The sequence below is a fragment of the Polynucleobacter sp. AP-Sanab-80-C2 genome (assembly GCF_035012965.1).
In the GTDB taxonomy this organism is placed as follows: domain Bacteria; phylum Pseudomonadota; class Gammaproteobacteria; order Burkholderiales; family Burkholderiaceae; genus Polynucleobacter.
In genome coordinates, this window is the sequence record NZ_JAYGQS010000002.1 from 323,004 (window position 1) to 340,527 (window position 17,524).

Here is a 17,524-nt window from a genome sequence, read left to right on the forward strand (position 1 = left end):
GTTAATGAAATTCACTCCTTTGAGAGTCATACTGCAAAACGTCTTTGCAGCTTTATTTTTTAGCTTGTGCTTATTTTCAGGTGCCCAAGCACAGACTTTCCCTAATAAGCCAATACGCCTGATAGTTCCTTTTGCTCCAGGTGGCAGTACCGACATCATTGCGCGTGCGGTCGGTGATGCGCTGGGTCGTCAATTAGGTCAGCCGGTGATTGTCGAGAACAAAGCCGGTGGCGGAGGATCTGTGGGCGCGCTTGAAGTCATGCGCGCACCCAAGGATGGTTATACCATCGGCATGGCAACGGTATCTACTACTGCAGCTAATCCAGCGATTAATTCTAGGATTGGTTACGACCCCATTACCGATTTCACCGCTATAAGTAATATTGCAGCGACACCGAACATCATTGCCGTGAATCCAGCTTTTCCTGCTAAAGACTTCAAGACTTTTATGGAGGTCTTAAAAGCAAACCCTGGTAAGTATTCTTATTCGAGTTCTGGTACGGGCGGGATTGGTCATCTGCAAACAGAATTATTTAAAAGCTTAACGGGCGTGTTTATTGTTCACATCCCTTATCGTGGGGCAGGTCCCGCATTAGCAGACACTGTGGGTGGTCAAGTCTCCATGATTTTTGATAACTTACCATCCTCTTTGCCTTTCATTAAGGATGGCAAGCTAGTGCCAATTGTGATTGCTGCTCCAAAGCGCTTGGCGCAATTACCTCATGTGCCAACGTTCTCTGAAGTAGGTTTGGCGCCAGTAAACCGCATGGCATATTACGGATTGTTGGGTCCGGCAGGCATTTCGAAGGATGTGGTAGATAAGTATTATGCTGCCCTTAAAGTGGTCACTGCCGATCCAGCAGTTAAAAAGCGTATTGAGGATACTGGCTCTATCATTAACGTTAACGGGCCGGAAGCTTTTGCCAAAGAAATGAAGGCGGAATACACCGTATACAAAGAAGTAGTTGCAAAACAAAAACTGACTTTAGACTAAGATTTGAATTAACGCATTAAATAGAACTTTATAGAACAAAATAGGTGGGGACAGTATGGATTTAGGGATCAAAGGTAAGGTTGCTTTAGTCATGGCTTCAAGCCGCGGACTGGGTCAAGCGATGGCAGTTTCACTTGCGCGCGAAGGTGTGAAGGTTGCTGTGACAGGCCGCAGTCCGGAGGGATTGCAAAAGTCTGTTGAGCTGATTGAGGCAGCTGGCGGCATTGCTCTAGCACTCCATTGGGACTTGTCAGACTCTTCTGTGATTGATAGCTTGGTCACTAGGGTTGAGAAGGAACTTGGCCCGATTGATATCTTAATTAATAACACTGGCGGACCTCCACCTACGCCCGCTGCTGGACAAGACCCAGCACTGTGGCAAAAGAGTTTTAACGATATGGTGCTGTCATTAATTGCTATTACTGATCGTGTTTTGCCTGGCATGCGTGAGCGTAAATGGGGTCGCATTATCACGAGTACTACCTCTGGGGCAATTGCCCCCATTAAAAACCTCGCAATCTCAAACACCTTAAGAGCTGCCTTATTGGCATGGTCTAAAACCTTGGCCGCTGAAGTAGCCAAAGAGGGCATCACCGTCAATGTCATCATGCCTGGACGAGTTGCAACAGATCGTCTGCGTCAATTAGATGAGGCTAGAGCAAAACGTGAAGGTATTGCTTATGAAGAAGTTGTCAAAGCGAGTTTGCGCCAAATTCCGATGGGTCGTTATGGTGATCCAAAAGAGTACGGAGACGCCGCAGCGTTTTTAGCTAGCGAAAATGCTTCCTTTATTACTGGCACTGTCATGCGGATTGATGGCGGCCAGATTCAGGCAGTTTGATTTATTTTTTGACTAGCTTCTTACGGGGCATTCGACAAGACCTTCGCTCAAAAGAGCTGAAGTGGTTATTAGTAGCGCTCATTATTTCTGTGAGTGCTTTAACCAGCGTTAGCTTTTTAGCAGATCGGATGCATCGCGCATTCGAATTTGATGCACGCCAGCTCTTAGCCTCTGACTTGCTGATTGCTGCTGATCAGCCTTTGCCGCCACAATTGATTGAAGAGGCGCAAAGTAGGCAACTGCGCATTGCTCAGACAGTAGTATTCCCAAGTATGGCAACTGCCGGTGAGCATAGTAAGTTAGCCTCTCTCAAAGCAGTCAGTCCAGAATACCCATTGCGTGGTTCCTTGCAAGTGGAACAAGTCAATTCTCAAGCTCCGCCTTTAAGTCCAGTAAGTGGCACTGTTTTTGTAGAGCCAGCGTTATTAACGAATCTACATACCAAAGTGGGTGATTCACTGCGCTTAGGTGATCGTCAGTTTCTGATTTTCGGAGTGTTAACGCGAGAATTGGATCGCGGTGCAGCGTTTATGAATTTTGCGCCACGCGTGATGATGAGTTTGGATGACCTTAAGTCAACCGGTTTAATTAGTCTAGGTAGTCGAGTGACTTATCGATTGTTGTTAGCTGGGTCCGATAATCAAATCGCTGCTTACCAACAGTGGGCTAACCGATATATCGAAACACAAAATTTTCGCGGTCTCAGAATTGAGACTTTAGAAAACGCGCAACCTACCATGCGCAAAACTCTAGAGAAAGCCGAGCAATTTTTATCTTTAATTGCTTTACTAACCGCCATGATTGCAGCTGTCGCCATTGGATTATCAGCAAGGCGTTATATGGTCGGTCAGGCAGATGCTTGTGCCGCTTTAAAGTGCTTTGGTGCAACTAGGGCTGCCATCCTTAAAAAACAAATCAAGACTCTGCTAACGCTGGGTGTGGTTGCGGCAATTGTGGGTTCTACGCTCGGCTATCTTGTGCAAGAAATACTTACCGGTTTATTAGGTAATTTGCTTTTGGGTAATTTGCCGTCGATTTCAATCGGACCTATTTTATGGAGCATCCTATTTACTTGGGTTCTATTATTTGGGTTTGCGGGGCCGCCATTGCTGGGCCTAGCGAACGTCTCGCCCATGCGATTGATCCGAAAAGAGTTTGAGCTAGCCACGCTAGCTACTGCTTGGGTCGCTTTATTAGCAATTACCACCTGCGCTTTTTTAATTTGGGTTGCTGCACGAGATTGGAAGTTGGCACTTTGGGTTGGACTAAGTTTTGCGGGAGCAATTGTGATTTTCTCTGCTGCTGCTCGCGGAGTACTTTGGCTTTTATCCATAGTCAACCCGCAAAACTTCGCACTGCGATTCACAATCACAGCTATGGGACGTAGAGCGGGATTTGCAGTGATGCAGATTACCGCCTTGGGTATCGCTATGATGGCCATTCTCATGATTCTCTTGTTGCGGCAGGATTTATTAAATGCTTGGCAAGGCAATATCCCAGTTGATGCGCCAAACCGGTTCATGATCAATATTCAGGGTGATCAAAAGGTAGGTATTACTCAGACACTTGAAGCGGGCGGAGTATCTAAACCGGATTTTTCTCCGATGGTGAGAGGGCGCTTGGTTGAGCTTAATGGCCGAGATATTTCTTCGGCAGATTATTCGGAAGAAAATGCCAAGCGCTTGATTGATCGTGAATTTAATCTTTCGTATACGGAGCAATTGCCTCTAGGTAATCGAATCGTCTCTGGCAAATGGATTTCTGGAGATAGTCCACAAGTATCGATAGAGACCGGCATTGCAAAGACACTCAAGCTAAAGCTAGGTGACCAAATGACCTTCGAAGTAGCTGGTGAAAAGATCAGCGCTCCCATTACCTCGTTGCGTAAACTCGATTGGGGATCAATGCGAGTGAACTTCTTTGTGATCATGCCGCCTTCTCAACTCAGTGCTTTGCCACAATCTTGGATTACTTCATATTATCAAAATCCCAATAAAGAGACGCTTGATTTTCAATTGAGTCAGGCTTATCCGAATTTGACTCTGGTGGATGTATCAGCTTCATTGAAGCAGATACAAGATGTGCTCAATAAATTATCTGCTGCCTTAGGTTTATTATTTGCTTTCACCATCGTTGCCGCTATTTTGGTTTTGATTGCCGCGATTGCAGCAACGCAAGATGAACGCTATCGAAATGCCGCATTACTGAAGGCCATGGGCGCATCACGTGCAGTGCTGACACAGATCGCCAGAATTGAATTACTGGTGATTGGTTTTACTGCTGGTCTTTTAGCTGGCATTGCCGCGGGACTGGCTGCTTGGGCACTAGGACGCTTTGTTATGGAAATTGAATTTAATGCATTTGCTCAAGCGATACTGATGGGCGTGGCCTTTGGCGTAATAGCCTCTATGGCTGCGGGCTATCGCTTTCAGAATCGTATTCAAGGCGCTACTGCGATCGAGTGTCTGCGAGAAGCCTAGTAGTCTTTAGGTCAGAGTTACCAAGTTCTTTGGAAGCACTACCAGTTTTGAGCCTGCAAGCCGATCCGGAAAGCTTTGGCGCAGACTAGGTTCACGGCGATCAACATAAATGCTGAGTGGCCATATAAAAAGAGCGACGGTAAACAGCATTTCAATAATTTGCCATTTCTCTAGATGAAGCATCCATTGCAATACGACACAAGGAATAATCCAGAGCGAGCCATAAATGTAGCGCCATAATGCTTGCCGCTTCGTCAAAGCAAAGCCGCCGTTACCGATCATCCGGATACGCCAGGTTTGCATCGCCAGAGTTTGGCCAGTCTTAGTCCAATACCAAACAAAATAGATTCCAAGAACGGCATACAGGTAGAGAAATGTTAGCCAACTTGGTAAGGAAACGCCAAACATGATTCCTAGACCTAAGTTAGGTAATAGAAAGGTCAGAGCAATCACACCCAGTAATACGAGTTGCTCATAGAGGCAACAAGAAACGCGCCGCCAAAAATGAGGCGAGGGTAAAACATTTAATTCTGCAGGTGTCATACAGTCGTAATCAGTTATTGGGGCTCTGTGCCAGCAGGCGCAGAACTCTCTTCAGTGGGAATAGCTGCTCTGGGCTTTGCTGCTGGGGGAGGAGGCGTGGTGTCTTGCTTGATGGTGTGTTGCTGAAGGGTAGGAGCATTAATAAGTTTCGGTTTTTTCTTGGTCTCCATTTCAGCCAATTTTTTCTTCTGTTCGTCACTCAGCTTTTGATAGGCACTCCATGCCTCTGCTTTTTTCTCAGCTGGAAACTTCAGGCTAGCCAAATAGTTTTCACGTGCTATACGCCGATCCTTTTGCGATAAGTTTGACCAGCTAGTCATCCGAGACTGGAGTCGCTCTTGGTCCTGCGCGCTCATTTTGGGATAAATGTTAGAAACATAAATCCATTTCTTACGGCTATCGGGAAGCATGTAATCCCAATCGCTTTCGAGTGGCGCTAGGATTTTTTGCTGGGTGGGATTTAATCCATCCCATGTGCCATCAGGCTTTTTAGCTTGTATAGCTGTCGTTTTGCCATGAGGCGCGCCGCTAGAGGTTTGGGCAAAGGTTGTAGATGTGCTGAGAAGCAGGCCGAAGGCTGCAAGAACCACCAAGGCGTTGCCAGTAATTGACTTCAATGGATGACGCATCGAGCGTAACTAATGAGCGACGAGTTATTTACTTGAAGATAATTGAGAGGCACTGTCTTCAGAATCGGACAATGGTCCATTCTTGAGGAAAGCTAAAAAGCCACTATCAGCGTAAGCGTCTGGTGGAACATCATCCGTCAGCAGTGCCGCATCTACTTCAGCAATATCAGTAATCCGGGAATCGTTTTGCCATTGGGCAATGCCGATCAGACCAAAGATGAGGACCAGCATCGGGGCAGCCCAACTCACGGTATCCCACATGCCATTGGAGCTGGATGAGAAGTTGCCAGTAATACCGGCGAATACCGGTTTTTGAACACGAACCTTTTCAGCCTTGCGCATAGACAAGGCTTTCATGCGAGCTGCATGAAGACGATCTTTAATGCCAGCAGGCAGGCTTTGAGCCCCTTGGGTTAAAAGGGCAGCACTGGCACGACCAAATTGGTCGGCTTGGGTCTGGTTTAGGGCTTCGTCAAGGTGTTTCACAGGGTAATTCCTTTTAATTTCAATGCTTTAGCTAAGGTTTGTGTTGCTCTAGAACAATGCGTTTTGACGCTACCTTCGCTACAACTCATCGCTTTGGCAGTTTCAGTAATACTTAGCTCATCCCAATAACGCATCAGGAAGGCTTCTCGTTGACGTACAGGTAATTTAGCAATTTCTGACTCCAAAGCCTGTAAAAGCTGACTCTGTTCTAGTTTTTGAGCCCCATCTTGGTGAATTTCGCTGTCATCAGGAGCAGAAAGGGACTCTAAAGGGTCAAAATCGTCGTTTTCATCTGTTTTTTTGCCCATATTGGAAAACAGGGTGACCCAGGTATTGCGAACCTTTTGGCGTCTAAACCAGTCATGAATCCGATTTTGCAAGATTCTAGTAAAAACCAGCGGTAGTTCTGCAGCAGGTCTATCACCATATTTTTCAGCTAGCTTGATCATGGCATCCTGAACAATATCTAAAGCGGCATCGTCATCACGCACGGCATATACCGCTTGCTTGAAGGCGCGCTGTTCGATGCTACTTAGAAAGTCAGATAGTTCTTGGGCTGATGCCATGCAATCGATTACACCTGAATCGGTAAGAATTGAGCCATTTTAGGGGATTGCTATAGAATATAGGGCTTACTACCTAGATTCTCATTCAAGAAGTGGTTATTCCGGTAGCAGCGCCGTTCGAACTCAGGCCATAAGCAGGAGACAGAACAGACCAAACAATTTTTTGCCGAAAATTGCAAAGGACGAAAGAAAATGAATACAAGCAGCGCCGAATTTTTAGCTACGAAAGCTAATAAAGACTCAATCAATATAAATCCCGTAGTAGCGCCTCCAGAAATGATTGGTGCTGAAATGCTCGTGCAAGCACTGCACAAAGAGGGCGTTGAATATGTTTGGGGGTACCCAGGCGGTTCCGTTCTCTTCATCTACGATGAAATTTTTAAACAAGATAAGTTTGAGCACATCTTGGTTCGTCATGAACAAGCAGCTATCCATGCAGCCGATGGCTATGCTCGCGCAACCGGTAAGGTTGGTGTTGCCTTAGTCACTTCCGGTCCAGGTGTGACGAATGCGGTGACAGGTATCGCAACTGCGTACACTGATTCGATCCCGATGGTCATCATCAGCGGTAACGTGCCAACTTACGCCATTGGTGAAGACGCTTTCCAAGAGGCGGATACGGTTGGCATTACTCGTCCAATCGTTAAACATAACTTCCTCGTGAAGGATGTAAAAGATTTGCCGCTCGTATTAAAGAAGGCATTTCACATTGCACAAACGGGTCGCCCAGGTCCTGTCTTGATCGATATTCCTAAGGATGTATCTGCAGCCAAAGGCTCCTTTACCTATCCAGAAACTTTGGAGATGCGTTCTTACAACCCTGTGGTCAAAGGGCATAGCGGACAAATCCGCAAAGCAATTGCACTCTTGCAAGAAGCCGAGCGCCCTTACATCTATACCGGTGGAGGCATCATTTTGGCTGATGCAGCCCCTGAACTGAAAGAGTTTGCTGACTTATTAGGCTACCCCGTAACCAATACCTTGATGGGCCTTGGCGGCTTTCCTGGTACTAGCCCACAATTTGTTGGCATGCTCGGTATGCATGGAACTTACGAAGCCAATATGGCGATGCAACACAGCGATGTGTTGATTGCGATTGGTGCGCGATTTGACGACCGCGTGATTGGTAACACGCAACACTTTGCTAGTCACCCACGCAAAATTATTCATATCGATATCGATCCTTCCGTCATTTCTAAGCGCGTAAAAGTGGATGTGCCGATTGTTGGCAATCTCAAAGAAGTATTAGTAGAGATGACTGCGCAATTAAAAGTTTCTGGTCCACGCAAGAACGGCGACAAAGTTGCTGCTTGGTGGGATCAAATTAACGAATGGCGCAAAAAAGACTGCTTGAAGTACGACGAAGCCTCACAAATTGTGAAACCTCAGTATGTAGTTCAAAAACTTTGGGAGCTCACTGGTGGGGATGCGTTCATTACCTCTGACGTTGGTCAGCATCAAATGTGGGCCGCTCAGTTTTATAAGTTTGATCAGCCACGTCGTTGGATTAACTCAGGTGGATTAGGCACTATGGGTGTAGGCTTGCCTTATGCCATGGGCATCAAGAAGGCATTTCCTGAGAAGGATGTCTTTGCTATTACTGGCGAGGGTTCCATTCAGATGTGTATTCAGGAGCTTTCAACCTGCAAGCAATACAACACGCCAGTGAAGATAGTGTCCTTGAACAATCGTTATTTAGGTATGGTGCGTCAGTGGCAAGAGCTTACCTATAACAAGCGCTATTCGAGCTCATATATGGATTCTTTGCCTGACTTTGTGAAATTGGCTGAGGCTTATGGTCACATTGGTATGCGGATTGAGAAGAAATCTGATGTTGAGGGCGCGCTAAAAGAAGCCATTCGTTTAAAGGATCGCACTGTGTTTATGGATTTCCAGACTGACCCAGAAGAAAACGTTTGGCCAATGGTTCAGGCGGGCAAGGGTATTACTGAAATGCTCTTGGGTAGTGAGGAACTCTAATGCGCCACATTATTTCTATCTTGATTGAGAATGAGCCGGGTGCATTGTCACGGGTTGTAGGTTTGTTTTCTGCGCGTGGTTACAACATTGACTCCTTAAGTGTTGCGCCAACAGAAGATCCATCGCTTTCACGCATGACGATTGTGACCTTTGGTTCTGATGATGTCATTGAGCAAATCACCAAACACTTAAACCGTTTGGTTGAGGTAGTGAAGGTGTTTGATTTAAGCGAAGGCCCTCATATTGAGCGTGAACTTATGATGATTAAAGTTCGCGCAGTTGGTAAAGAGCGCGAAGAGCTTAAGCGCACTACTGACATCTTCCGGGGGCGCATCATTGATGTCACCGATAAGAGCTACACCATTGAGCTCACTGGTGATAGTGCTAAGTTGGATGCATTTATTGACTCGATCGATCGTGTTTCAATTTTGGAAACAGTTCGCTCTGGCGGATCCGGAATTGGTCGCGGTGAGCGCATCTTGAAGGTTTAATTTTTTTAACTGATTTATTAATCTAATAACAATATTTTCAACACAAGGAAAGAGCATGAAAGTTTTTTACGATAAAGACGCAGATTTGTCCCTCATTAAGGGCAAAAAAGTCACCATCATTGGCTACGGTTCACAGGGCCACGCACATGCATTGAATCTCAAAGACTCTGGTGTGAACGTGACTGTTGGTTTGCGTAAGAACGGTGCCTCATGGAGCAAAGCTGCAAACGCAGGTTTGACTGTTAAAGAAGTTGCCGATGCTGTAAAAGATGCTGATGTAGTAATGATGTTGTTGCCTGATGAGCAAATTGCTGATGTTTACAGTAAAGAGGTGCACGGCAATATTAAGCAGGGTGCTGCTCTCGCTTTTGCACACGGCTTTAACGTGCACTACGGTCAAGTTCAGCCACGCGCTGACTTGGATGTGATCATGATTGCTCCTAAAGCCCCTGGTCATACAGTACGTGGTACCTATTCACAAGGCGGTGGTGTTCCCCATTTGATCGCTGTTTATCAAGATAAATCTGGTTCTGCTCGCGATGTTGCTTTGTCCTATGCAACTGCAAACGGTGGTGGTCGTGCTGGCATCATTGAAACTAATTTCCGTGAAGAAACAGAAACCGACTTATTCGGTGAGCAAGCTGTTCTCTGTGGCGGCGCTGTGGAGTTGATCAAGGCAGGATATGAAACCTTGGTTGAAGCTGGCTATGCACCTGAGATGGCTTACTTTGAGTGCTTACATGAGCTCAAGTTGATTGTGGACTTAATCTACGAGGGTGGTATCGCCAATATGAACTACTCCATCTCTAACAATGCTGAGTATGGTGAGTACGTTACTGGTCCACGCGTTGTGACTGAGGATACGAAGAATGCCATGCGTCAGTGCTTGAAAGATATTCAGACTGGTGAATATGCAAAGAGCTTCATCCTTGAAAACAAGGCGGGTGCTCCAACATTAATCTCACGTCGTCGTTTGAATGCAGAGCATGAGATCGAAGTGGTTGGTGCAAAACTGCGCGCCATGATGCCTTGGATTGCAAAGAACAAATTAGTTGATCAAACTAAAAACTAATAAAGCGTTAAGCATTTCATTTATAGCGGTAACCTAAAAGGCTCAGAACAAAGATGATGTATCCACACCCCATTATTGCAAAAGAAGGTTGGCCCTATTTGGCGCTAGTGGGGATAGTGACTTTGTTGGTTCACCACTTTGGTGGCATTGCATGGTCCTGGCCTTTATGGATCATTTTTGTTTTTGTTCTGCAGTTTTTTCGTGACCCGCAGCGTATTCCTGCTTTAGGGCGCGATCTCGTTTTATCTCCAGCTGATGGGCGTATCGTTGTGGTTGAAACTGCAAACGATCCTTATGCAGGTCGCGAAGCCCTCAAAATCAGTGTCTTCATGAATGTGTTTAATGTGCACTCTAACCGCAGCGCTGTCAGTGGCACAGTAAAAGAAATTCAATATTTCCCAGGCAAATTTGTCAATGCAGATTTAGATAAAGCCTCTACGGAGAATGAGCGTAATGCAGTTGTGATTGATGCCAATGGTCAAACGATTACATTGGTTCAGGTTGCTGGCCTCATTGCGCGCCGTATTCTTTGCTACATCCATGTGGGTGATCGCTTAAAAGCAGGTGAGCGTTATGGCTTTATCCGTTTTGGATCTCGTGTAGACGTGTATTTACCCTTAACGGCAGAACCTTTAGTGTCTGTTGGTGATAAAGTCTTTGCAACCAACACTGCTTTGGCACGTGTGCCAGGCTTAGATTGATTCGCATCTTTTACCAGGATATTCTTTGAGTACATTTCGCCGTCGTGGTCGCATTGATCGCAGTCGCCTCTCTAATAAACGTACAGATTCCACTCCAGAAGAGTGGGTTGATACTTTAGAAGATGGGGTTGATTATGAAGTAGAGGAATTACACGAAAAGCCTCGCCCTCGCGGTAAGGGCATCTATTTACTGCCGAATGCCTTCACTACGGCGGCTTTATTTAGTGGTTTCTTCGCGATTGTGAATGCGATGAACGATCAGTTTCAGGTTGCTGCGATCGCCATATTTGCTTCCCTCGTATTGGATGGTATGGATGGTCGAGTAGCTCGCATGACCAATACCCAAAGCGCATTCGGTGAACAATATGATTCCCTCGCAGATATGGTGTCCTTCGGTGTTGCGCCTGCCTTGGTGGCTTATGAGTGGGCCCTGAAAGATTTAGGTAAGTGGGGTTGGTTAGCAGCGTTTACCTATTGTGCAGGCGCTGCCTTGCGTTTAGCCCGTTTCAATGTCAACACTGCAGTAGTTGATAAGAAGTTTTTTCAAGGCTTACCAAGTCCTGCGGCTGGTTCTTTGATTGCTGGCTTTATTTGGCTCGCTGACGATAACAAGATTCCGGTACGCGACACTGCAATTCCTTGGATAACCTTTTTGATCGCGGTTTATGCAGGCTTAACGATGGTCTCTAATGCCCGCTTCTATAGCGGTAAGGCCTTAGATGTGCGCTATCGCGTGCCCTTTGGCGTCATGGTTCTGATGATTTTGACCTTCGTATTGATCTCTTCCAACCCGCCTTTGACCCTATTTGGTTTATTTGTGGTGTATTCCATCTCGGGATATGTCATTTGGGCCTGGGAACGTCTTAGCGGCAAGCGTTTTAGCTAATTCCCTATTTTTGGGGTATATTAAATCCATGTTGATGAAATTCTCACCTTTAACCAGCCTTTTACCGCTAGCACTAAGCCTTAAGCTTGGGGCGGGTAAGGCCTGAGTTGATGAGATAGAAAAAATTCATTAACCACCAATACCAGCCCCAGCAAATTGCTGGGGTTTTTGTTTTTGAGACTGCAATACAGAATTTTTAAAAAATTAGTTAAATCCAAACCGGAGAGTAGTGATGAGCGACAAAGTAATCATTTTTGACACCACCTTACGTGATGGCGAACAATCCCCTGGCGCATCAATGACTAAAGACGAGAAGGTTCGTATTGCTCGTCAGCTTGAGCGTCTCAAGGTGGATGTGATTGAAGCAGGATTTGCCGCGAGCTCTGAGGGCGATTTCCAAGCCATCTCCGCTGTTGCTGCTGCCATTAAGGATTCGATTGTATGCTCCTTGGCAAGAGCAAATGATAAGGACATCACACGCGCCTCAGATGCTTTAAAGGCTGCGAATGCGAAACGTATTCATGCTTTCTTGGCTACTAGTCCATTGCACATGGCCGTGAAGTTGCGCATGTCTCCAGAAGAGGTATTGGAGCAAGCAAAACGCTCCATTCGCTTTGCGAGAAACTTGGCTGCTGATATTGAATTCTCAGCAGAAGATGGCTATCGCTCAGAGATGGACTTCTTATGTAGAGTAGTCGAAGCGGTGATTAATGAGGGTGCCTCTACGATCAATATTCCAGATACTGTTGGTTATGCAACCCCAGAGTTATATGGTGAGTTCATTAAGACCTTGCGTACCCGCGTGCCTAACTCTGATAAAGCTGTTTGGTCAGTGCATTGTCATAATGACTTAGGTATGGCTGTTGCGAATTCTTTGGCTGGCGTGAAGATCGGTGGAGCGCGTCAAATTGAGTGCACTATCAACGGCTTGGGTGAGCGAGCTGGCAATACTGCTTTAGAAGAAATCGTGATGTCTTTACGTACCCGTAAAGATTACTTTGATATGATTTGCGGTATCGATGCGACGCAAATTGTGCCAGCCTCTAAATTGGTTTCTCAAATTACTGGCTTTGTAGTTCAGCCCAATAAAGCTGTTGTTGGTGCTAATGCCTTTGCCCATGCCTCTGGTATTCACCAAGATGGTATCTTGAAAAATCGCGAGACCTATGAAATCATGCGCGCAGAAGATGTGGGCTGGTCAACCAATAAAATTGTGTTGGGTAAATTATCTGGCCGCAATGCATTTAAACAACGCTTGCATGAATTAGGCATCACTGTCGAAGCAGAGGCTGATGTGAATGAAGCTTTTGCAAGATTTAAAGCCTTGGCGGATCAAAAAGCAGAAATATTTGATGAGGACATCATTGCAATCATGTCAGATTCAGCCTCTGCTGAAGAGGGCGAGCATTACCACTTCCTCTCCTTGAGTCAACATTCTGAAACTGGCGAACGCCCTAAATCCCGTGTGACCTTCCGCATGGGTGATAAGGAGGTGAGTGCTGAGGCCGAAGGTAATGGCCCGGTAGATGCCAGCTTAAATGCTATTGAAGAGATGGCCAAGAGTGGCGCTGAACAATTACTCTACTCAGTCAACGCTATTACTTCGGGCACCCAATCTCAGGGTGAAGTCACAGTACGCTTGGCAAAAGGTGGTCGAATTGTGAATGGTGTGGGCACTGATCCTGACATCATTGCTGCTTCTGCTAAAGCCTATTTATCTGCATTAAATAAACTTCATGATCCTAGCCAAGTGAAGCTCAATGCGCAGATGACACCCTGAACTCGACATCATCTTTTAAGCTTATTTATTCAAGTCGGTATTTTTATAGTACTTTGTGCCTTTGCCCGTGATTTCTGCAGCAATACCTGAGTCTGTTAGTTGGTACATCAAGACGCCAGGAGCAACGACGGTGGCGTCTTGATAGGCTCCACCATCCTTGTCGTATTTGGCCGCGGCAGTAACTTGACCTCCAAAAGTCCAGCCTGAATTCACAAAGTCATTGAGTGCTGCTTCAGTCTGGAAGATAAAAATATTTTGAAATGACTTAATGCCAAGACCAATTCCTGCTTGAACTTCAGCCATATCCATGTAAATCGTTTTCTTGGATGCCTTATTAATAACAACACCAGTTCCTGTTCCGCCTCCAGCAATCAATATCTTCATACCAAAGTTACTAAACGTAGCATAACCACTCGATTGCTCGATGAGATTTTTTGCTTTTGGCTGCGCCCGGTAAAGATCACTCAAGATCTCTTCATTCTTCTTTAGAATCTCTTGCTTTTGCTGAGCCACTGTTTTGCTGGGTCCAAAAACAGAAGAAAATTGAGCATAAGAATGCATTGGTAATAAAAGTACGGCACCGTATACAAGAAGGGAAAGTAATTTATTCATAGTGATGTATTGGTTAATGAAGATGAGTATTAATCAGCCGAGCCACCTAGGGCTAGGTAGAGATTAATTCGTTGGGCTAGGGCATCCACTTGGCCTTGGCGCCAGCTAATATTTGTACTATTGGTTTTAATGCGTTGTTGCTGAATTTGGCGTTGATCAACTCTGCCAATCTGAAATTCAGATTCAGTGTTTTTCATGACTTGTTTTTGTTGCATCAATTGAGTTTGTAATTGCGAACTACGCTCACGCCAGGTTGCCTCGCCATTGAGCGCATTCTCCACATCATTAAACGCTGCAAGAACGACTTTGCCGTAATTGGCTAAAGCTGCTTGCGCTTCAGCATTTTGATAAGCAATTTGGGCTTCAATTGCGCCACCTTGGAACAGAGGGAGCGCTACATTGGCACCAACGCCAAAACTGGTGCTGGCACCGTTCACCAGAGTAAAGATTTGGCTATTGATGTACCCATAACCCGCAGTCAAACTAATTTTAGGAAGCCGTGCGAGTCGTTTTTCATCGGCCAGATAGAAGGCGCTATTAACACGTGCTTCAGCGGCAATCAGATCCGGTCTGCGCTCTAATAAATCTGCTGGTAGTCCTGGCTCAACCGGTTTTGGAAGCGCTGGTAATGCAGTCGATTTCAAGGGCTCAGCCTTTGGATAGCGTCCCACCAGAGTCTCTACAGCGCGCAGTGCTTGGTCGCGGGCTAAGGCGCTATTGAGTGCCAGCTCCTGTGCTTGAGCCGCATTAATTTTGGTACTTGCCACATCATTAAAAGAAGATGCACCAATTTTTTCTCGAAATTGTGTCAAGTCAGATATTTTTTGAGATGCGTCAGCATTCTCTTTGGCTAACTGTGCTTGTTCTTGTAGGCTGCGCGCAAGCCACACTGATTTAGCCAAGGTCGCGATCAAAGACAGGCGGGCAGCATCTTGATCGGCATTTATAGCCTTAGAATTTTGTTCTGCGCCTGCAACGGATGTGCGTACGCGACCCCATAGATCCAGTTCCCAGTTGGCGCCGATGTAAAAACCAGTTAGACCAGTTCCACTAGAGCCTACTTTGCTACCGCTATTGCCGATGGCATTAATACCGGGGTACTGTGATCCGCCAGCAGCACTCATGAGGGCCTCAGACTGAGTTCTGCGTGCTGCGATGATACGAATGCTGGGATTGTTCTGTAATGCCTCGGCCACTAAGGCATTTAATTCAGGATCATTAAATTGTTTGAGCCATGCGTCATCTACTGTTACAGCATCTTGCTTGCTAGCTTGATTAGCCTGAAATTGCCTGGGAACGCTAGCATTAGGAATGGATTGATCAACCAGTTCCTGGTTGCTCTTAAGTGGGCTAATGGTGCAAGCACTCAATGCTATTACCCCTAGCAAATAGAGTGAAACTTTATGAAACGAGTGCATATAAAATTTACACATCTCTATTTTTAATGTAGTTTTGGAATGATGTAATTGAGCTTAGTGCTAATCCGTAACATCACCTTACGAATGATGTGTAAGAACGCAAGATGATCGGTGTAGACCGCACCATCTCCAACGGCCCCAGCAGGAAGCAATAACTCTGCATGTCGATCATCCATTAGTAACTTCACGGCAAATCGATTGACCGGAATTTCTCTCAAGCCTGTAGTAGGTAGATTGCCGCTCACACCAATTTGACCTTGACCTTCAGCTAGGATGATGGACTCAACCTTTGCCTTGAGGATCTTGCCCGGAAAACTAGGAATGTAAAACTCAGCCTCATTACCGACTTCAATTTGATGCAACTCATTTTGATTAAACAAGGCATAGATTTGCGGCGTGTCTTCCATGAAGGTCATGACTGAAGCAATCGGAAAAGCTGCGACAAAAGCTCCAGGGCGCAACTGTACGTTGACGACGGTACCATCACTTGGTGCCCGAACAACGGTTTGCTCTAGATCATATTCAGAATGAATGGTTTGTTCGCTAAGTTCTGCTAAATCCGCTTGGGCTTTTTCTAAATCAAAGCGGTTACCCGAACCGCTCTTCACAAGCGCTTCATTTTCTTTTACGCGCAACTTCGCTAGTTTCAGTTTGGCTTTGAGCGCATTCACTGAAGCTTGATATTGAGTGGGGTCGATCTTGAAGAGGACATCTCCTTTTTTGACGCGTTGATTAACTGTCACAGGCACTTCAGTGACACGACCTTTTACTTGACTCACAATGCCAACAGAATTTCTGACAACGACCACATTGCTAGAGGAGGGTGAAAAGATATTCAGTAGCAAGATCAGCGTAATCATTCCCACAACAGGAATCGTAAAAACGATTACTTTTGCTACCGCATTCCAGGGGAGTAATTTGTATTTAAAAAAGATTAACCAAACAATGCCGGCATAGATGCCAAGAATCAGTGCTTCCATGCTTATTTCACCTCTGTATTCTGATCTTCCTGATGCTCTTTATCTATGGGCATGTATTTATCTGTCCCATAGGCAAGCTTGTACATCGTGGGGCGGGTGTACGCCCAAAGATAAGCAAAAGGCCAGAGGAGGCCTCCAAAAAAGAAGGAGAGCAGACACAGGGCATGAATCGCGTCTCGCTGGGGGTGCTCTCTGCGCTTAGCAATGGTATCGGGCAGGATATGAACATACCAAAAGCCAGCAATAAAGCCGACGGGCAGAATGATGAGCACTACCCAAGAGACGATATTGGCAAATCCATCAATCATTTCTGGTGGCAAAAAGGAGGCGTATGAGAGTGATGGCAGCAATAAAAAGGCTAAAAGAGGACTGATGATGAGGGTCTTTTTCATGATTTTGGGCATAAATGGCTAGATATGGGGTTCAAAATGCTGCTTGAGGGTCTAAATTGCTGATTTCTAAGTAATTTATCACGCATTTTTAAAAATGCTTATTAGCCCTGTAAGCAATAAAATCACTTCCAAACATTTCAGGGTCGCAATCCTTCCTCAAAAAAGAGGCAATCTGTTACAATTCGAGGGCTTTGATTTGTAAAGCTTTTTTGTTTTATTTTGTTAATAACGCACGACACAAATTGGGTGAAAGCTCAAGTGTTCGCAAGTAAGGAGTATTAAAAATGGCAGTTGCTGATATTAAAACGGCGGAAATCGTCAAAGAAAACGCGCGTAGCGCAAACGATACGGGTAGTCCTGAAGTGCAAGTTTCATTGCTTACAGCCCGCATCAATGAATTAACCCCCCATTTCAAGGCTAACGCTAAAGACCATCACAGCCGTCGCGGTTTGTTGAAGATGGTTTCACGTCGCCGTCGCCTCTTAGATTACCTCAAAGGCAAAGATTTGGATCGCTATCGCGCATTGATCGACAAATTAGGTCTCCGTAAGTAATTCTTATTAGTATTGCAATGCCATCTCACTTAGGGTTGTTTCTTTCCAGAATCAGTCTTAAGAAGGTGGCATGTTTTTTGAGCGCTTTTAGATTATTTGTGTAGGGGATCGTGTCATTC

Annotated in this window: 18 protein-coding genes; 10 read left to right on the plus strand and 8 right to left on the minus strand. The window is 45.6% G+C overall.

Annotated features, from left to right (window positions below; translation table 11 throughout):
* Positions 1–4 precede the first annotated feature (4 nt).
* The 3 genes from VC178_RS04865 to VC178_RS04875 are packed head-to-tail and all read left to right on the plus strand — an operon-like array spanning position 5 to position 4,315.
* Entirely contained in the window at positions 5–994 is a 990-nt protein-coding gene (locus VC178_RS04865; protein ID WP_251370069.1) for a tripartite tricarboxylate transporter substrate binding protein BugE, read from the plus strand.
* A gap of 55 nt (positions 995–1,049) precedes the next feature.
* Complete coding sequence (locus VC178_RS04870; RefSeq protein ID WP_323481767.1) at positions 1,050–1,835, plus strand: SDR family oxidoreductase; 786 nt, start codon at positions 1,050–1,052, stop codon at positions 1,833–1,835.
* Between the two features lie 8 nt (positions 1,836–1,843).
* On the plus strand, positions 1,844–4,315 hold the full coding sequence (locus VC178_RS04875; protein WP_323481768.1) for an ABC transporter permease: 2,472 nt from the start codon (positions 1,844–1,846) through the stop codon (positions 4,313–4,315).
* Between the two features lie 6 nt (positions 4,316–4,321).
* Here the strand turns inward: VC178_RS04875 and VC178_RS04880 are convergent, their stop codons facing one another.
* From VC178_RS04880 to VC178_RS04895, 4 genes are read right to left on the minus strand one after another with little or no spacing between them, the layout of a single operon-like run.
* Positions 4,322–4,858: an RDD family protein gene (locus tag VC178_RS04880; protein ID WP_323481769.1), complete on the minus strand. Its 537-nt coding sequence runs from the start codon at positions 4,856–4,858 to the stop codon at positions 4,322–4,324.
* A 14-nt stretch (positions 4,859–4,872) separates the two neighbouring features.
* The gene (locus VC178_RS04885; RefSeq protein ID WP_323481770.1) at positions 4,873–5,487 is read right to left on the minus strand and encodes a DUF3106 domain-containing protein; all 615 of its coding nucleotides are present in this window, start codon (positions 5,485–5,487) and stop codon (positions 4,873–4,875) included.
* 24 nt (positions 5,488–5,511) lie between these two features.
* Complete coding sequence (locus VC178_RS04890) at positions 5,512–5,973, minus strand: DUF3619 family protein (RefSeq protein ID WP_323481771.1); 462 nt, start codon at positions 5,971–5,973, stop codon at positions 5,512–5,514.
* Complete coding sequence (locus tag VC178_RS04895; protein WP_215296941.1) at positions 5,970–6,539, minus strand: RNA polymerase sigma factor; 570 nt, start codon at positions 6,537–6,539, stop codon at positions 5,970–5,972. Before VC178_RS04895 ends, VC178_RS04890 begins: the two co-directional genes overlap by 4 nt.
* 192 nt (positions 6,540–6,731) lie before the next feature.
* On the opposite strand from VC178_RS04895, the gene VC178_RS04900 reads away from it, so the two are divergent.
* From VC178_RS04900 to VC178_RS04925, 6 genes are all read left to right on the plus strand, one after another.
* Complete coding sequence (locus VC178_RS04900) at positions 6,732–8,519, plus strand: acetolactate synthase 3 catalytic subunit (RefSeq protein WP_323481772.1); 1,788 nt, start codon at positions 6,732–6,734, stop codon at positions 8,517–8,519.
* Positions 8,519–9,010 (plus strand): acetolactate synthase small subunit, encoded by a 492-nt coding sequence (gene ilvN, locus VC178_RS04905; RefSeq protein WP_215296945.1) that lies wholly within the window; start codon positions 8,519–8,521, stop codon positions 9,008–9,010. The genes VC178_RS04900 and ilvN overlap by 1 nt, the downstream gene beginning before the upstream one ends.
* A 55-nt stretch (positions 9,011–9,065) precedes the next feature.
* Entirely contained in the window at positions 9,066–10,082 is a 1,017-nt protein-coding gene (gene ilvC / locus VC178_RS04910; RefSeq protein WP_215296947.1) for a ketol-acid reductoisomerase, read from the plus strand.
* Between the two features lie 53 nt (positions 10,083–10,135).
* The gene (locus VC178_RS04915) at positions 10,136–10,783 is read left to right on the plus strand and encodes a phosphatidylserine decarboxylase (protein ID WP_215296948.1); all 648 of its coding nucleotides are present in this window, start codon (positions 10,136–10,138) and stop codon (positions 10,781–10,783) included.
* A 25-nt stretch (positions 10,784–10,808) separates the two neighbouring features.
* Positions 10,809–11,669 (plus strand): CDP-diacylglycerol--serine O-phosphatidyltransferase, encoded by an 861-nt coding sequence (gene pssA, locus VC178_RS04920; protein ID WP_215296950.1) that lies wholly within the window; start codon positions 10,809–10,811, stop codon positions 11,667–11,669.
* A gap of 232 nt (positions 11,670–11,901) precedes the next feature.
* Entirely contained in the window at positions 11,902–13,449 is a 1,548-nt protein-coding gene (locus VC178_RS04925) for a 2-isopropylmalate synthase (RefSeq protein WP_323481773.1), read from the plus strand.
* 21 nt (positions 13,450–13,470) lie between these two features.
* Here VC178_RS04925 and VC178_RS04930 read toward each other — a convergent pair whose 3' ends face one another.
* The 4 genes from VC178_RS04930 to VC178_RS04945 form a co-directional block, all read right to left on the minus strand.
* Complete coding sequence (locus VC178_RS04930) at positions 13,471–14,061, minus strand: hypothetical protein (protein WP_323481774.1); 591 nt, start codon at positions 14,059–14,061, stop codon at positions 13,471–13,473.
* 29 nt (positions 14,062–14,090) lie between these two features.
* Positions 14,091–15,431 carry an efflux transporter outer membrane subunit gene (locus VC178_RS04935; protein ID WP_323481775.1) on the minus strand — a complete coding sequence of 447 codons (1,341 nt, stop codon included), beginning with the start codon at positions 15,429–15,431 and terminating at the stop codon, positions 14,091–14,093.
* Between the two features lie 71 nt (positions 15,432–15,502).
* On the minus strand, positions 15,503–16,459 hold the full coding sequence (locus tag VC178_RS04940; RefSeq protein WP_323481776.1) for an HlyD family secretion protein: 957 nt from the start codon (positions 16,457–16,459) through the stop codon (positions 15,503–15,505).
* A gap of 2 nt (positions 16,460–16,461) precedes the next feature.
* The gene (locus VC178_RS04945; protein WP_215320404.1) at positions 16,462–16,851 is read right to left on the minus strand and encodes a DUF3302 domain-containing protein; all 390 of its coding nucleotides are present in this window, start codon (positions 16,849–16,851) and stop codon (positions 16,462–16,464) included.
* 284 nt (positions 16,852–17,135) lie between these two features.
* On the opposite strand from VC178_RS04945, the gene rpsO reads away from it, so the two are divergent.
* Positions 17,136–17,405, plus strand: coding sequence for a 30S ribosomal protein S15 (gene rpsO, locus VC178_RS04950; RefSeq protein WP_068948469.1), 270 nt, complete (start codon positions 17,136–17,138; stop codon positions 17,403–17,405).
* The last annotated feature ends 119 nt before the right edge of the window (positions 17,406–17,524 follow it).

Bases quoted from the DNA above. Each gene is read 5' to 3' on its own strand.
- ilvC (WP_215296947.1), top strand. From the start codon at position 9,066: ATGAAAGTTTTTTACGATAAAGACGCAGATTTGTCCCTCATTAAGGGC.
- VC178_RS04865 (WP_251370069.1), top strand. From the start codon at position 5: ATGAAATTCACTCCTTTGAGAGTCATACTGCAAAACGTCTTTGCAGCT.
- VC178_RS04915 (WP_215296948.1), top strand. From the start codon at position 10,136: ATGATGTATCCACACCCCATTATTGCAAAAGAAGGTTGGCCCTATTTG.
- VC178_RS04880 (WP_323481769.1), bottom strand. From the start codon at position 4,858: ATGACACCTGCAGAATTAAATGTTTTACCCTCGCCTCATTTTTGGCGG.
- VC178_RS04900 (WP_323481772.1), top strand. From the start codon at position 6,732: ATGAATACAAGCAGCGCCGAATTTTTAGCTACGAAAGCTAATAAAGAC.
- VC178_RS04895 (WP_215296941.1), bottom strand. From the start codon at position 6,539: ATGGCATCAGCCCAAGAACTATCTGACTTTCTAAGTAGCATCGAACAG.
- VC178_RS04940 (WP_323481776.1), bottom strand. From the start codon at position 16,459: ATGGAAGCACTGATTCTTGGCATCTATGCCGGCATTGTTTGGTTAATC.
- VC178_RS04945 (WP_215320404.1), bottom strand. From the start codon at position 16,851: ATGAAAAAGACCCTCATCATCAGTCCTCTTTTAGCCTTTTTATTGCTG.
- VC178_RS04925 (WP_323481773.1), top strand. From the start codon at position 11,902: ATGAGCGACAAAGTAATCATTTTTGACACCACCTTACGTGATGGCGAA.
- ilvN (WP_215296945.1), top strand. From the start codon at position 8,519: ATGCGCCACATTATTTCTATCTTGATTGAGAATGAGCCGGGTGCATTG.
- rpsO (WP_068948469.1), top strand. From the start codon at position 17,136: ATGGCAGTTGCTGATATTAAAACGGCGGAAATCGTCAAAGAAAACGCG.
- VC178_RS04930 (WP_323481774.1), bottom strand. From the start codon at position 14,061: ATGAATAAATTACTTTCCCTTCTTGTATACGGTGCCGTACTTTTATTA.
- VC178_RS04885 (WP_323481770.1), bottom strand. From the start codon at position 5,487: ATGCGTCATCCATTGAAGTCAATTACTGGCAACGCCTTGGTGGTTCTT.
- VC178_RS04870 (WP_323481767.1), top strand. From the start codon at position 1,050: ATGGATTTAGGGATCAAAGGTAAGGTTGCTTTAGTCATGGCTTCAAGC.